This is a genomic window from Spirosoma sp. (assembly GCF_026391055.1).
GTDB lineage: Bacteria > Bacteroidota > Bacteroidia > Cytophagales > Spirosomataceae > Spirosoma.
The window spans coordinates 39,378-55,875 of the sequence record NZ_JAPLET010000021.1 but is presented as its reverse complement, the minus strand read 5'-3'; the positions used below and the strand labels follow the sequence as shown (position 1 = coordinate 55,875).

12 protein-coding genes are annotated in these 16,498 nt (G+C 51.2%); 8 read left to right on the top strand and 4 right to left on the bottom strand.

Going from position 1 to position 16,498, the window contains the following annotated elements:
* Positions 1–5: 5 nt before the first annotated feature.
* From NT073_RS14805 to NT073_RS14790, 4 genes are all read right to left on the bottom strand, one after another.
* Entirely contained in the window at positions 6–881 is an 876-nt protein-coding gene (locus NT073_RS14805) for a carbon-nitrogen hydrolase (protein WP_297374899.1), read from the bottom strand.
* Between the two features lie 96 nt (positions 882–977).
* Positions 978–2,315, bottom strand: a complete 1,338-nt coding sequence (locus tag NT073_RS14800; RefSeq protein WP_297374896.1) for a TolC family protein — start codon at positions 2,313–2,315, stop codon at positions 978–980.
* 2 nt (positions 2,316–2,317) lie between these two features.
* Complete coding sequence (locus NT073_RS14795; RefSeq protein ID WP_297374893.1) at positions 2,318–5,425, bottom strand: efflux RND transporter permease subunit; 3,108 nt, start codon at positions 5,423–5,425, stop codon at positions 2,318–2,320.
* Positions 5,422–6,492: an efflux RND transporter periplasmic adaptor subunit gene (locus NT073_RS14790; RefSeq protein WP_297374890.1), complete on the bottom strand. Its 1,071-nt coding sequence runs from the start codon at positions 6,490–6,492 to the stop codon at positions 5,422–5,424. Before NT073_RS14790 ends, NT073_RS14795 begins: the two co-directional genes overlap by 4 nt.
* Positions 6,493–6,655: 163 nt before the next feature.
* On the opposite strand from NT073_RS14790, the gene NT073_RS14785 reads away from it, so the two are divergent.
* From NT073_RS14785 to NT073_RS14750, 8 genes are all read left to right on the top strand, one after another.
* Entirely contained in the window at positions 6,656–7,282 is a 627-nt protein-coding gene (locus NT073_RS14785) for a TetR/AcrR family transcriptional regulator (RefSeq protein WP_297374888.1), read from the top strand.
* A 148-nt stretch (positions 7,283–7,430) separates the two neighbouring features.
* Positions 7,431–8,225: a sialate O-acetylesterase gene (locus NT073_RS14780; protein WP_297374885.1), complete on the top strand. Its 795-nt coding sequence runs from the start codon at positions 7,431–7,433 to the stop codon at positions 8,223–8,225.
* A gap of 80 nt (positions 8,226–8,305) precedes the next feature.
* A complete protein-coding gene (locus NT073_RS14775) occupies positions 8,306–9,403 on the top strand; it encodes a Gfo/Idh/MocA family oxidoreductase (protein WP_297374882.1) in 1,098 nt (365 codons plus the stop codon).
* Positions 9,404–9,582: 179 nt separating this feature from the next.
* Positions 9,583–9,813, top strand: coding sequence for a hypothetical protein (locus tag NT073_RS14770; protein ID WP_297374879.1), 231 nt, complete (start codon positions 9,583–9,585; stop codon positions 9,811–9,813).
* A 229-nt stretch (positions 9,814–10,042) separates the two neighbouring features.
* Positions 10,043–10,735: a response regulator transcription factor gene (locus NT073_RS14765; protein ID WP_297374875.1), complete on the top strand. Its 693-nt coding sequence runs from the start codon at positions 10,043–10,045 to the stop codon at positions 10,733–10,735.
* 127 nt (positions 10,736–10,862) lie between these two features.
* Positions 10,863–12,131 (top strand): TolC family protein, encoded by a 1,269-nt coding sequence (locus NT073_RS14760; protein WP_297374873.1) that lies wholly within the window; start codon positions 10,863–10,865, stop codon positions 12,129–12,131.
* A gap of 29 nt (positions 12,132–12,160) precedes the next feature.
* A complete protein-coding gene (locus tag NT073_RS14755; protein WP_297374871.1) occupies positions 12,161–13,240 on the top strand; it encodes an efflux RND transporter periplasmic adaptor subunit in 1,080 nt (359 codons plus the stop codon).
* Positions 13,241–13,243: 3 nt separating this feature from the next.
* Complete coding sequence (locus NT073_RS14750) at positions 13,244–16,384, top strand: CusA/CzcA family heavy metal efflux RND transporter (protein ID WP_297374869.1); 3,141 nt, start codon at positions 13,244–13,246, stop codon at positions 16,382–16,384.
* Positions 16,385–16,498: the final 114 nt, after the last annotated feature.

The following is a 16,498-nucleotide window of genomic DNA, read 5'->3' as shown; positions in this document are numbered from 1 at the left end:
ACCAGTTACTCCTGGTCGATGTACCGTCTGGTGATAGGTTGGTACGAATCAATCCGGCGGTCTCGGAAGTAGGGCCAGGTAGTGCGGTATTTCTCGGAAAGGGCCAGATCGACCGTTTGCACGTGGACGAGTTCCTGATCGTGCGGGGCCAGATAAAGCAGCGAACCAAATGGGTTGGCAACGAACGAACCACCCCAGAACTGCTGATCGGCTTCGCGCCCAACCCGGTTGACGGCTACCACGTGAACCCCATTGGCAATGGCATGGCTCCGCTGGATCGTTTGCCAGGCGTTATACTGCTCCGTGTTTTGCGCCGGGTCGGGTTCGTTGGTATCCCAGCCAATGGCGGTTGGGTAAAACAGAATTTCGGCTCCCATCAAAGCCGTAATACGGGCCGCTTCGGGGTACCACTGATCCCAGCAAATGAGCACACCAATTCGGGCAAACTTCGTGTCGAAAACCTTATAACCAAGGTCGCCGGGGGTGAAATAGAATTTCTCGTAATAACCCGGATCATCCGGGATGTGCATCTTCCGGTATTTCCCCAGATACGCCCCGTCGGCATCCAGCACCGCCGTCGTATTGTGGTACAATCCCTGCGCCCGCTTCTCGAAAAGAGAGGCTACAATAACCACACCCAGCTCGCCCGCCAGTTCGCCTAAGCGGTTGGTGGTGGGGCCGGGGATGGCTTCGGCCAGACTAAAATTATGATGGTCCTCCACATCGCAGAAGTACAGCGACGTGAATAATTCCTGTAGACAAACGATTTGAGCCCCATTCGCAGCTGCTTCACGAATGCCGCTGATGGCTTTTTGGATATTCGTCTCGACATCTGCCGAGCAACTCATCTGCACTAAACCGATATTGACGTTCTTAGACATGGGGCAAAAATAGACGGTAATTCGTTGATGGTCCCATTTGTCAACAAAAAGCTTATCGGGTGGGTTCGACCCCCGATAAGCTTTCCGGAATGGAACTTACCGGCTAATGCCCGTGAGTGCTTCTAAATCGGACAGAGCCAGCCGGTAAGCCAACTGGGCCGAATACAAGTCCGCTTCGGCCTTTGCCAGCGCGGCCTGTGTCTCCAGCACATCGCGTTTAAGGGCGAGCCCGGCGGCAAGGCGGTCAGTTTTTAGCTTCAGCTCGTCGCGCCGATATTGGGCAGCCTGAGCGGCAATCGGCAATAAGGATTGTGCCTGACGGGCTTTGCGATGGGCTTTCTGCACCTCACCGGCAATATGCTCCCGCGTATATTGAACATTTTCGCTGGCTTGCTTCTCCTGCGACAATCGCTGGTTGAGCGCAGACCGGCGACGGCCAAAATCAACAATATTGTAACTCAGTTGAAGACCTACGAAATAATTGCTTTGGGGAAGGTCAGAGATCACATTCTGGAACAGATAGCCGCCTAGTGCGCCAACCGTTGGTATGTAATCCTTGCGGGCCGCCTGTACTCCCAGCGTGGCTTTCTGACTGGTCTGATCGGCCTGACGAACCTCTAGATTCCCACTTTTAGCACCCTCCAGAAAAGTTGCCAGTTCCGGTAGAGCGGGTAGCGAATCCGAAACCGGGTTCAGGTTCAACGGCGTTTCGGCGGGTTGGCCGAGCAACTCATTCAGATCAGCAGTATAATCTTCTACCTGATTCGTGAGCTGGAGTAACTGCTGCTGCTGATTGGCCAGATCGGCTTGCAGGCCAACTTTATTGACGGGGTCGGTTTTTCCGGCCAGCAGTGCGCTTTCTACATCGTACAACTTGGCCTGAGTCAGTTCAATAGTTGTTTGTACCTGCTGCTGCTGGCGCTGGGCAATCAGTAAACCAAAATAAAGCTTTTCAACCCCCTGCCTAACAGCCAGCTCTGCCTGACTTACCTGCGTTTTGGCCAACGCTACATCGGTTTCGGCTACTTTGATACCGTCCTTGATCTTCCCCAATTGACTGATAGGTTGATAGGCCAGCACATTACCGAAAAACAGGTTATGCTTGGCCTTAAACAGTGTCAGGTCCTGCTGGGGCAGCGGAATGGGTGTTGCGCCAGGCAATACGCCAATAGAACCGCGAGGCAGGGTCAGATCGCGGGTGACGCCATTGTAGGTGTAGCTGCCATTCGCAACAACCAGCGGGTAGAGCCTACTGCGGGCTTCCGCGATTTTATAATCGCTCTCGTCTACTTTATAGCGGGCAATTTTTAATCGCCGGTTTTGCTGAACGGCCTGGTCCTGTACCTGCTTTAGTTGGAGTGGCTGGGTGGTTTGAGCTATAGCCGAGCCGGTCAGGAGGACTGAGAAAAAGGATAATTTGAGAGGTAAATTCATCGTCAGTGAGTCTGGGTGGTTGGTAAAGAAGCGACTTCTGTGTTGGCCTCTTTGGGTTTGACGGTCATCACAAACAGCACCGGAATGACCAGCAGTGCCATCACCATCGAGAAAATAACGCCAACGGCAATGACACTGGCCAGCGGGCTCCACATGGGTGAACCGGACAGGATCATAGGGACGACGCCAATCGCTGCGGCCATCGTTGTCAGGAAAATAGGCCGCAGTCGTCGTTTACCCGCTTCCATAGCCGCTTGCCGAATGTTCATGCCTTTTCGAATCAGTTCATTGGCGTAATCGACCAGAATAATGGCGTTTCGGACCACAATACCCGACAGGCTGATTAGGCCCATGAACGCCGTAAAGCCAAAGGGATTCCCCGTTAGAACCAGTCCCAGCAACGCGCCAAATAGACTCAAGGGAATGGAGGCCATGACCACCAGCGATTCTTTCAGGTTGCGGAACTGAAAGAGCAGGATCAGGAAAATAAGTACGAGGCTAATGCCCAGCGCGCCAACCATCTGGCTGAACGTGGCCTTCCGGTTTTCGTCCTCACCGCCGTATTGAATGCTGTACCCCACGGGCAGGGGTATGCTGGCAATTTTCGGTTGAATGGCTTTCAGCACTTCCGACGGGAGGGTATTACCACTCGTTTCGGACTGAACCGTCAGAGTACGAACGCCGTTTCGGTGCATAATCCGCCCGGTTTGCCATTCGGGGCGTAACGTCGCAATTTGCCGGAGTGGTACACTGCTGCCTGTTACGGGGGAGGTGAGGTACGTATTCTCCAGGTCCGTAAAGTTCTGGCGGCTTTCTTCGTCGAGCCGTAATACCAGATTGACGGGCTGGTCACCTTCGTATACTACCGAGATCGGCGCTCCCGAGAAACCCGTGTAAATGCTGGTAGCGATACCGGTGGTTGTAAAACCAAGCCGGTTGGCCTCTTCAGTCAGGCTAATCCCAACGCCATAGTAATCTTCCTTGAAATCTGTGCGGACGAGGGCGCTGCCGGGCGCTTTCCGGACAATGTCCTGCACTTGCGAGCCAAGCCGTTTCAGCACGTTCAGGTCGTTACCAATAATCCGAACCTCAACTGGCGCAATCGTGAGCGCACCCTGTTGCATCAGCCGCACGCGGGGCGTGCCATCGGGAACCAGCGCGGCCACCTTCTCGGTCAGTTCCTCTGCCAGGGTTTCCGTTTCTTCATTGGTTGTCGTGTTCACCAGAATCTGTCCGTAGTTGGTGACGGGGGGCTCGGGCGAAAAGTTGTAATAAAAACGGGGGGCGCTGGTACCGATAAAGGTGGCGTAGGTTTCCACCCGACCATCTTTTTTGAGCAACCCTTCCAGTCTGGCGAGGGCCTCTTTCGTTCGGTCGAGTTTGGTGCCGGTTGGCATCCATACCTCTACCACAAACTGGTTGCGCTCGGCCGCCGGAAAGAATTTCTGCCGAATGGCCTTAAACAACAGACCCGATGCCGCAATGGAGATGACGGCAAACACCAGCGTGGCGGTTCGGTGGTCGATGCACCAGTTGATAGCCTTGTCGTAGCCGTCCTGCATGTAGTCGAGCAGCGATTTTCGCTTTCGTTTCTCAGGACGATCACTGGGGGCAATCACTTGATGCAGCCCTTTTTTGATGAATGTGTAACACAGAAAAGGTGTAAGCAGCATGGCCACGATGAACGACGAGGCCAGCGCAATGGAAACCGTGATGGGTAGCGAAAAAATAAACTCACCCACCGATCCGGTCAGAATAACCATCGGCAAAAACGAAGCGATAATCGTGGCCGTTGCCGTCAGTACCGGAACAACCAGGTCACTGGCGCTGCGCCAGGCGGCTGTCCATCGGTCAATACCTTCATCGAGCAGTTCTACGTAGTTGTCGGCAATCACGATGGCATCATCGACAACCATGCCCAATACTACGATCAATGCGGCCAAAGACACCTGGTGCAGCTCAATCCCGAACGTATGCAGCAGCGCAAACGTAACGGCTACCGTAACTGGAATGGCCATGGCGGCCACGGCCGCAATCCGGAACGGCAGCAGAACAATGGTGACGACAACGACGGAGACGATAGCCAGAAAGAACTCCCGGATAAAATCACTCACACTATGCTGAACAACCTGCGGCTGGTTGACAACGGTAGTGAGCTTCACCGAACTGGGCAGATAGTGTCGGATATCGTCCAGTTTAGCGGCTACATCGTGGCCAAACCTGACGATATTATTGCCTTCCTGCATTTCGACGGACAGCATCAGGGCCCGATGACCATTCACGTTGATGGTCGATGTTGGCTCCGTACCTTCCCGTCTAATCGTTGCCACATCGCCCAGCCGAATAACGGACCCGGTTGGCGTGGTGCCAATCACCTGATTGCTTATTTCCTGCTCCGAATTATAAGAGCCTTGAGCGTACAACGGCACCTGCGACTGGTCGGTTTTGACGTTTCCGGTTGCTTTGATCGCGTTCTGCGCCTGGAGAACCTGAACGACCTGCGTCCATTTGATGCCATACTGGGCAATTTGCTCAGAACGGGCCGTAATGGTGATTTGCTCCTTCTGTTCGCCGTACCGCCTTATTTTCGACACAGCTTTGATAGTGCGCAGCCCGTCTTCAATTCGTTTGAGCTTATCGTCCAGTTCAGTGTAGGAAAGCTGATCGGATTCAACCCCAATCAGCAGGGCAACGGTATCGCCAAAGTCGGTGTTGACGATTGGCCCCTGAACGCCCTGCGGTAAATCCAGCACTTTGGCCTGGTTGAGGTCGTGGCGAAGCTTGGACCAGAAGATGTCCGGATTTTTGACATTCTCTTCCAGTTCAACGTTGATGACCACGGCACCGTCGCGGGTGGTGGAGTACGTTTTTTCTTTACGAACTTCGGCGTATCCGAACAAATACTGTTCCAGTTTACGGGTCACCTGATCTTCGACCTGAGCGGAATTGGCACCGGGGAAGAAGGCGACAACTAGCCCCGTACGAATCGTAATTTTCGGGTCTTCCCGACGCGGCATGGTCAGCAGGGAATAGATGCCCAATGCCGCCACCAGAAAGACAACGCTGAGCGTTACCTGCGGGTATTTTAACGAGCCTTGAATGGGATTCATTGAGCGGGTTGGTTAAATTGAATCGAAGCACCTTCCTGTAGTTTCTGCTGACCGCCGGTTACAACGAGGTCGCTGGGGGTAAGGCCCGATGTGATTTCGACATTACTGGCGAAAATCTTACCAATGGTCACTTTCCGTTTGAACGCCTGTTTTTTGAGCGAGTCCGCCACAAATACGTAGGTTGACTGGTCGTCGTCGCGCAACACGGCATTGCCCGGCAAACTCAGGGCTTTAGCCCGGCGGGCTGATGTGATCCGGGCATCGGCAATCATGCCGGGGCGAATCTGAAGTTTCGGATTAGGGAGGTCTATCTTGACCGAATAAGCGCGGGAAGCGGGGTCTGCTACGGCACCGATGAGCGAAATTTTACCGGTGAAGATTCCGTTTATGGCCGGAATCGTAATCTGCGCCGACTGCCCCAGTCGAAGCTGCCCGACTTCCGATTCCGGCACCGATACCCTTACTTTGATTGGCTGAATGTCGGCGATTTGGAAGAGGGGTTGCCCTTGCGGGATGATCTCGCCCGGATTGGCTCCTTTGCGGGCCACGATGCCAGAAATAGGAGCGTAAAGTTTGGTTTCGCGAAGGTTTTTGGCCGCCAGTTGTTGACGGGCTTTTACCTCCTCGAGTCCCGTTACGACCTTTTCATAATCGCTGGGCGTCACACTGCCCCGTTCCTTCAGAATAGTCAGCCGGTTGTATTCGTCCTGCACCCGGGCTACATTGGCGTTAGCGATGGTGACGCCTAACTGGTAGTCGGTGGGTTCGATGGAAGCAATCAATTGCCCTGCCCGAACGGTTTGCCCTTCCTGAATTGTGACCCGATTTAGTTTTCCGGCCACCATAAACCCTAAATTTACGGTCGTTTCCGATTCGGTGGAACCGCTTAGAATCAATTGCCCACCTTCGGTTGTATCCTGAACACGGCTAACAACCACCGGGATAGCAACTGGTGTTTCGGTGACTGCAGCCGTCTGATTCTGTTTTTTGTCGGATGAAGACTGACAGGCCGACAGCGTCAGAATCGACAGGAAAAACGTAAGGGAGCGTATAAAGTTAGTAGTCATAATGAAGGGTGAATAAGTTTAAAAAAGACTTACTTTTTCAGGTATAATAGATCAGTACCGGCTTTGTTTAGAAAGCTATGTACTTTTTAGTAAGTACCTGCATTTTTATTTTGTATAATTTACACTATTTTATTAATTTTAGTTTCCATTAGGGCAAGAAACTGTGTCAGCAAAAGCGAAAACAAGGCAGCATATTATAGAAGCCGCTCAAAAATTGTTCTTACAGCATGGGTATAGTAACATGTCTGTCGATGACTTGGCCCGCGAACTTGGTATCAGCAAGAAGACGATTTACAATCATTTTAGTAGCAAGTCTGAGCTGTTAATGGCTGGCATAGAGCAATTTGCTCTTGAATACCAGGCAAAGGCAGATGCTATTCTGAATGATGTTGATTTAACCTTACGGCAGAAGGTAGCGGCTTATCTGCGGTTTATCGGTGTAAGTTTTGCCAACATCAATCAGGGTTTCTGGACGGATATAAAACGTTCAGAACCAGATGCGTGGCGAAAAGCATGCGAGATCAGGCGGGATATACCGCTGAAACATTTCAGTCAGTTGATGGATGAGGGTGTTCGGGTGGGATACCTACGTGATGATTCGTCCCGGCACATCGCCATGCTGACCTATATAGCCGCTATTCAGCAACTTACCGATCTGGACTTCCTGAATCAGTTTCCTGAATCCATCACATCAGCGCTCTCACAGGAGCTTCCCGAACGAGCCGATCAAATCGTTCATCTGCTTCTGCACGGACTGTTGACACCTCGGTTCTATAACGAGGGCACTTGATTGATTTTTAATACTTTATTTGGAGCATTAGTGTAATTATTGATCATTTGAGTTTGTTATTTTTAGTCACTTCCAACTCAACGAAGATTTTGTGCCGTAGGCAACCGTATAATGATGGGCAAAATGCCTTTTAGCATAAATGCCAGTTATGAAAATCCAGCTACGGTTAAATCCACTTCTGTTTCTGCTGCTATTGGGGGTATGTGTTGCCTTTAGGCAGGATGTGCCGCCCCGGCTGAAACTGTTTCTCCTCATTGGTCAGTCGAATATGGCTGGCCGGGGTATACCCGAAGCTGAAGACAAGCAACCGCACGGTCGTATCTGGATGCTCACCAAGGAACAAACCTGGGTCCCCGCCCGCGATCCGCTTCATTTTGATAAACCCGCCGTAATTGGTGTTGGGCCCGGACTGGCGTTTGCCCAAAAACTGGTCGATTCTGATGAAGAAGTTAATGTTGGGCTAATTCCATGTGCTCAGGGTGGGTCAGGAATTGACGTCTGGGTGCCGGATGCCTATTATGCGGCCACAAAGTCCTATCCGTACGATGATGCGATTAAACGAGCCAAAAAAGCGTTGGAAAATGGTGAGTTGGCAGGCATACTCTGGCACCAGGGCGAATCGGATAGCCAGCCTGAGAAAGCGGCTGTTTATGCTCAGAAATTAACCGCTCTGGTGAGTCGTATCCGAACGGATTTACACGCTGAAAACGTCCCGTTTCTAGTTGGCACCCTGGGTGATTTTTACGTGAAAAAGCACCCGGCCGCGGCTCAGATCAATACAGTTCTGGAAGATTTGCCCAAGACAGTGCCTAATATGTACGTTGTATTGGCAAGGGGGTTGACGGATAAAGGCGATACGACTCATTTCGACACGTCTTCTGCCCGAACCCTGGGTCGTCGGTTTGCGGATGCTTATCTTGCCCAGTCGAAGAAACACAAGTAAAAATCGAACAGATACCGATTAACTTGTCCTTTCAATTTCAATTCCTGAATTTTATCAAATAAACCGTTAACTAGACACTCATGACCTCTCGCAGAACGTTCCTGCAAACAACAGCACTGACAGGCGCAGCTGCTGCCATTTCGCCCAATGCGCTTTGGGCATCGACAAAACCAGCCAAAGATAAACTCGGTGTAGCTCTGGTGGGTCTGGGTTATTACAGCACCGATCTGCTGGCACCAGCTCTGCAAAAAACCAAGAACTGTTACCTCGCCGGAATCGTGACCGGAACGCCCGAAAAGGCCGAAAAGTGGAAGAAGCAGTACAATATTCCGGATAAGAATATCTACTCGTACCAGACGTTCGATCAGATCGCCAACAACCCCGATATCGATGTAATTTATGTGGTGCTTCCGCCCTCCATGCACGAAGAATACGTAGTGCGGGCGGCTAAAGCGGGCAAACAGGTATGGGTTGAAAAACCAATGGCTGTTACCGCTAAAGAATGCCAGAATATGATCGATGCCTGTAACAAAAACAAGGTATCGCTGGCCGTTGGCTACCGGTTGCACCACGACCCCAACACGCAGGAGTATGTAAAAGGGCTGCGCGATGGCAAGATCGGTAAAATACAGATGGTGAACTGTTCAGCGGCCTATTACGACGCCCGGACTGATCACTGGAAGCAAAAGAAAGAGATGGGCGGTGGCGTCATGTACGACATGGGTGTGTACGTGTTGCAGGGTGCCCGGCTGGCAACCGGCGAAGAACCCATTGCCGTTACGGCCCAGCAGTACACATCCCGGCCGGAAGTTTATAAGAACGGTCTGGATGAAACGTCCATGGCTCAGCTGATCTTCCCAAGCGGGGCACGGGCGGTGGTTCAGTCGAGTTACGGCATGAACATGAATTTTATGGACGTGATTGGTAGTAAAGGCACGCTGCGGGTAGAGCCATATTCGGGCTATAACAATGTGAAAGGCGTATGGAGTAACGGAGGTAAGATAGACCATCCTTACGAAGTGACCTGGCAGCAGGCAAAACAAATGGACGACGATGCCGAAGCTATTATGAATAAAAAGCCAATGATGGTGCCCGGCGAAGAAGGCTTACGTGATATAAAAATTGTAGAGGCTATCTACCAGGCTGCCAAGACAGGCAAGCAGGTAAAAATTGCCTAAAAAAATATAATTCAATACTAACTGCTTTGCTCTACAAGTATACTGTATCGCAAGGTGTTACTTTAGGTAGTGTTTTAGTTGTATTGTATTAGTGTTTTTCTTGTGCTATATAAAGTCGGGCGGTTCATTTGGTGAGCCGCCCGCTTTTTGTTTATTTCGCCTGTCAACCCCGTACAGCTATGCAACCTGCCGATTTTACCTGCCTGCCCGCCGACCAGCAACTCGATACCCTTTACTTTACGGGTGACATTCTTGCCAACCGCTATGAAGGCGAGAACATTTTCCTGCTGTATAATCTTCACAGCTTTTACGTCGAACTCAAGTACGACGCCTACACCAATAGTCTACATCAGGTTACGGCTTTCCGCGAAACCGATAAGCTGGAACCCTACCTGCCTTACCTGGCATAAGCCCTGATCTTCTACTTTCCCGATTACTATTCAAGTCCCCGGCCAGTCTAGGGAACCGTTTACTGCTTTACGACCAACTTAGAAAAAGATTAGAATTTACTGATAGGCTGGCTTGTCGGTAAATCTTTCAGTAATTAGCGCTCATTATCAAGTACACCCTAGGTCTCCAGGCTTATCTGCACCTTGACGGATGTTCAGTGCAGAGAAAGCTTTCGGACAGGTCAGCGGAATGAAGAAAATACTAATTATTGAAGACGATCGTCGTATTGCCCAGAACATTAGCCGGACGCTACAGGAAGATGGGTATACAACGGAGGTGGTTTATGAAGGGATTAACGGTCGTCAGATGGCGTTGCTGCCGGGCGTTGATCTGCTGATTCTGGATATCAACCTGCCCGGTATCAACGGATTTGAAGTGTGCCGCAGCGTTCGGGCCGAAAAGCCCAATCTCCCCATTATTATGCTGACGGCATTGGGTGAGATCGAAGATAAAGTAGAAGGATTGGGGCTGGGCGCTGACGACTATCTGGTCAAACCCTTTGATATTCGGGAATTGATTGCCCGTGTGGAGGCTTGCCTGCGCCGGTCAACCTTGCTGGAGGAAATGACTGCCGAGCCGGAAAAGGTATGGCGGGTAGCCAATTTAACCGTCGATTCAGCTTCCCGCGAGGTGAAACGGGGAGAAACTACCATCGACTTGACCGCTCGCGAGTTCGCTCTGCTGGAATACCTGATTCGTAACCGGGGCCGGGTGCTGGCAAAACTAGACATTACCGAGCAGGTCTGGAACCTGAATTTCGACCCTACTACCAATGTTGTGGAGGTGTATATCAACTACCTCCGAAAAAAGATCGATCGGGATTTTGAACCTAAGCTTATTCATACGAGGCCGGGTATGGGCTACGTGCTTAAAGAAGAATAACCGTTACAGACTGGCTCGAAGCACGGCTCTAAGCGTTTTCTAATCATTTTCTAAAACTCTTCTAACCCGATTGTAAGCCTGCTGTAATTTGCCTGACTGACCTTTGTAGCCGTACATTACTTAAGGCATGCGGCTGTTACTTTTCTTTTTTTTCCTTTTCCTGAATACAGGACAACTTCTGGCACAAACGTCCAGTCGGGCAGATTCACTCCAAATTACCCTTAAACAGGCCGACAGTCTGTTTATTAAAAATAACCTGCTGCTGCTGGCCGAGCGGTTTCGGATCGACGCCAGCCAGGCGCAAGTGTTGCAGGCAAGCTTATACGATAACCCCACGGTTACAGCTGAGCTAAGCACGTACAACCCCGAAGCCCGACGTGTGCTGGATGTGGGTCGACAGGGTCAAAAAATCCTCGCCATTGAGCAACTGCTTTATACCGCCGGTAAACGAAACAAACGTATAGCACTAGCGTCGGAGTCAGCTCAGTTAACCCAGTTCGAACTCCTCGATCTGGTGCGTGGACTGCGGTTCGACCTGCGGACCCGGTTCTACTCCATCTATTTTTTGGGAAAAACACTGTCTCGTTTTGATCAGCAATTAGCTACCCTTCAGTCGACTGTGGCGGCTTACGAGGTTCAGTATGGTCGCCAGAATGTGTCGCTTCGAGAGCTGCTCCGGTTAAAAGCATTGTTGTTTCAACTGAGCAATGACCGTACGGCTATCGTGTTTCAACTGGCCGATGATCAGCGGTCATTACGTACCTTACTCACAGTCGATCAACCCATTAAGCCCATACTTCCAGACGAAACGCTGGCAGTATACCATATACCGAGCCAGCCGGACGACACGTTGCAGCAGATGGCATTACGTAATCGGCCTGATCTTAAAGCAGCCGTCTCACTCACACGTCAGGCAGAACTGAACCATACCTTGCAACGTGCCCTGGCCGTACCGGATGTTCGTATAGGGGCCAACTACGATCAGGCAGGAAGCTATATTCAGAACTACGTTGGCCTATCCTTATCTACTGATATTCCTCTGTTCAACCGGAATCAGGGCGCTATTAAGGCTGCCCGAAGTCAGATTGGCTATCAGACGCAGTTGCAGCAGCAAAAAGTCATGCAGGTTCGGAACGAAGTAGCAACGGCCCTGCAAAAAGTGCGGGAGGTAGAACGCCGGGTGCAGGCTGTTGAACAAGCATTTACTACTCAGTTCGATCAGTTGAATCAGGGGGTATTGCTAAGTTTTCAAAAGGGTAATATCACCTTACTGGAGTTTGTCGATCTGGTCGAAGCCTATAACGACAGTATCAGCAATCTCAACCGCCTGCGCGCCGACCGCGTGAGTGCATACGAAGAGTTGAACTACCTCCTCGGCGACGATTTATTCAACTAAAAAAAGCCATTTGTCTGGCGCGTAAACAAATGAAAATTCACGTTCTCCTGGTAATTGGCAGTTTGACTGCCCTGGGTTCCTGCGCCCCCAAGCCAGCACCTGAGGAAGCACAGGCCTTTATGCTTTCCGATACGATGCTGCGCCGTATTCGGCTCGATAGTGCGTTTACCCAGCCTGTACGGAGTGAGTTGACGCTCGTTGGCAAGATCGTTGCCGACGAAAACCGGGTTGTCAAAGTGTTCCCGCTAGTAGGGGGCAATGTAGAAGATGTAAAGGTCGAACTGGGCGATTTCGTGCGGAAAGGACAGACGCTGGCGGCTATCCGCTCAGGCGAAGTGGCCGATCTCAAGCGGCAGACCATACAGGCTCAGTCCGATTTGCTGGTTGCCGAAAAGAACCTCCGGGTAGCACAGGACCTGCTCGAAACGAAGCTCACGTCTCAGCGCGAAGTAGTTGCTGCCCAGAAAGAGGTCGAGAAAGCGCAGGCCGAAGCAAATCGGATCAGCGAAGTGTCGCAGATATACGGCATCAACAACGCGTCGATGTACACCGTAAAAGCACCCATCGATGGCTATGTGATCGAAAAGAATGTTAACCGCGACATGCAGCTCCGCTCCGATAACGCTGATAACCTGTTTACGATCGGGCAGATCAGTGATGTGTGGGTGCTGGCCAATGTCAACGAAAGTGATATCCGGCGGGTGCATACCGGCATGCAGGCGAGCATACAAACGCTGAGTTACCCCGATGAACGTTTTACCGGGCATGTCGATAAAATCTATACTGTGCTTGACCCGAGAACTAAAGCCATGACCGTTCGGATTCGGCTGCACAACACGGGCATGAAACTCCGGCCGGAAATGCACGCTACCGTGACCCTGCGCTATGAAGAAGGTGGACAATTAGCCACCGTACCCGCTAAAGCCGTCATTTTCGATCGCTCCAAGCAGTACGTGCTGGTTTTCAAAAGCCGTTCCCACATTGAAACACGTGAGGTCAGCGTCCTCAAATCGCTCGGCGATGTCGCCTATATCAGTCAGGGCATCAAACCCGGCGAAAAAGTTATCTCCAAAAGCCAGTTACTGGTTTACAACGCCCTGAATAACTAATTCATGAATAAATTCATCAGTAATGTAGTCGGTTTTTCACTGAAGAACCGCTTCTTTATCTTTTTCATGACAGCGGGGCTGGTTATTGCCGGCATCGTCAGTTACTTAAAAACACCCCTTGAGGCTTTCCCGGACGTAACAAACACGCAAATTATTGTGGTTACCGAATGGAATGGGCGCTCAGCTGAAGAGGTAGAGCGATTTGTGACCGTACCCATTGAGGTGGCCATGAACTCGGTGCAGCGAAAGAGTAATGTCCGGTCAACGACCATGTTTGGGTTATCGGTGATGAAGATTATTTTCGATGATGATGTCGAGGACTTTTTCGCCCGTCAGCAGGTCAACAATCTACTGCGCAATGTATCCCTGCCGGAAGGGGTAGAGCCGGAGGTACAGCCGCCCTACGGGCCAACGGGCGAAATTTTCCGGTACACGCTGGAAAGCAAAGACCGCGACAGCCGCGATCTGCTTACCCTGCAAAACTGGGTCGTTGACCGGCAGATGCGCAGTGTACCGGGTGTTGCGGATATCGTTGCCTTTGGCGGACGCGAGAAAATGTACGAACTGCGCGTCAACCCCACTCAACTTGCCAAATACGACATTACTCCACTGGATGTCTATCAGGCCGTCACCCGAAGTAATATCAATGTGGGGGGCGATGTCATCGAGCGGAATGGGCAGGCGTATGTTGTCCGGGGTGTTGGACTCCTGACGTCCATTCAGGACATTGAGAACATTTTGATCGAAGAAGCCGGTGGTAACCCGGTGCTGGTAAAGAATGTGGCCGAAGTGGCCGAATCGAATCTGCCCCGTGTGGGGCAGGTGGGTTTGGATACGAACGACGATGTAGTTGAAGGCATCATCGTGATGCGGAAAGGCGAAAACCCCAGTGAGGTACTGACTCGGGTAAAAGACAAAATAGAGGAATTGAACACGCGTGTACTGCCGTCTGATGTAAAGATGGTGACGTTCTATGACCGCGATAACCTCATTGAGTTTTGTACCCAAACGGTGCTGCATAACCTTACAGAGGGTATTGTCCTCGTAACGGTTATTGTTTTCCTGTTCATGGCCGATTGGCGCACGACCCTGATCGTATCCATCATTATTCCGTTAGCCCTCCTGTTTGCATTCATGTGTTTACGGCTGCGGGGCATGTCGGCCAACCTGCTGTCTATGGGGGCGGTTGATTTCGGAATTATCATTGACGGCGCCGTCGTCATGGTCGAGGGGATATTCGTCACGCTCGACCACCTGGCGCACCGGGTGGGTATGAACCGGTATAACCGCATGGCTAAGCTGGGTCTGATTCGAAAAACGGGCGGAGAGTTGGGTAAAGCGGTCTTCTTCTCGAAACTGATTATCATAACGGCCTTACTGCCTATTTTCTCCTTCGAGAAAGTGGAGGGAAAAATGTTTTCGCCCCTGGCGTGGACGCTCGGCTTTGCGCTGCTGGGTGCGCTATTGTTTACCCTGACGCTGGTGCCGGTACTGTGCTCGATGCTGCTGAAGAAAAACGTTCGGGAAAAAAAGAACCCCATTGTCAACTTCTTCGACCGTATTGTTATGGCCGGTTTTGGCTGGTGCTATCGCAACCGTCGGCTGAGTCTGGTTGGCGCCATCAGCTTTATGATTGCTACTTTTTTTTCGTCCAGTATGCTGGGTACCGAGTTTCTGCCCCAGCTCAACGAGGGAGCGCTCTGGGTAACGGCAGAATTACCCATGAGTATGTCGCTGCCCGAAAGTGTGGATATGGCCAAAACCATTCGGGAAGACCTGAATACCTTTCCCGAGGTGAAACAGGTGCTTTCGCAGGTGGGCCGTTCCAACGACGGTACGGACCCTAACGGCTTTTATTTCTGCCAGTTTCAGGTCGATCTAAAACAGAAAGGGGAGTGGCCCGAACGACGGCTCGGACGCCGATTAACCGACGAGCAGCTTACCGACGAGATGGACGCCAAATTGAAAAATTATGCCGGTGTGCTCTACAATTACTCGCAACCGATTATCGACAATGTGGCCGAGGCTGTAGCGGGTTATAAAGCGAGTAACGGGATCAAGATTTTTGGTCCGGATGTGTACGAGCTGGAGAAGTACGCCAACCAGGCTATGGAAGCCATCCGGAACGTGGAAGGGATCAAAGACCTGGGAATTATTCGCAACGTGGGACAGCCCGAAATGAGTGTGATGTTCCACGATCATAAGATGGCGCTTTACGGCGTATCGACGGCCGATGCCCAGGCGGTAATCGAAATGGCTATCGGGGGTAAAACCGCTTCTATTTTGTACGAAGGAGAACGGAAGTTTGACATTCGGGTGCGCTTTCAACCCGAGTATCGAAAAAGCGAAGAGGACATCATGCAACTAATGGTACCCACGATGAGTGGTGGCAAAATACCGTTGAAAGAAATTGCGACCATCAAACAAATTACGGGTCCAGCGTTCATCTACCGTGATCTCAACAAACGGTTTATTGGTGTGAAGTTTTCCGTGCGTGGGCGCGATTTGGGCAGTACCATTGCCGAAGCGCAACAGCGGGTACAGGAAAAACTTCGTCCGGAGAAAAGCTATTCAGTAGATTGGGTAGGGGAGTTTGAGAACCAGGTCCGGGCTACAGGGCGGCTCGGACAGGTTGTACCGGTTAGTCTGGCGGCTATTTTTGTAATCCTGTTCATCACCTTTGGAAATGCCAAAGATGCTGGATTAGTTCTGTTGAATGTGCCCTTTGCGCTCATTGGCGGCATTCTGGCCCTGCATGCCACGGGTATGAATTTCGGAATTTCGGCGGGGGTTGGCTTCATTGCCCTGTTCGGCATCTGTATCCAGAATGGCGTAATCCTGGTGTCGGTATTTAACAATAATCGAAAAGAACGAATGCCGCTCGATGAGGCCATTCGAACGGGGGTTCAATCGCGAATCCGTCCAGTAGTCATGACCGCCCTGATGGCAGCTATCGGTCTTTTTCCGGCCGCCATCTCCACCGGAATTGGCTCCGAAACACAAAAGCCACTGGCTATTGTTGTCATCGGCGGATTGATAACCGCAACGGTGTTAACCCTGCTTATCTTCCCCATCATTTACCGATTATTTTATCGGTCTCAAACACCCAAATCGAGTAAGCGGCTAGCCTACAGTGAAGTGTAAATGGTACGCAGTGGACAGTCAGCCAAACGCCGTTTCTTTGAGAAACGGTGTTTGGCTTTTACCTGTAAATCACTACCAATAAGCATGGGTGGTGGGGCATAGTTACAGACTAGG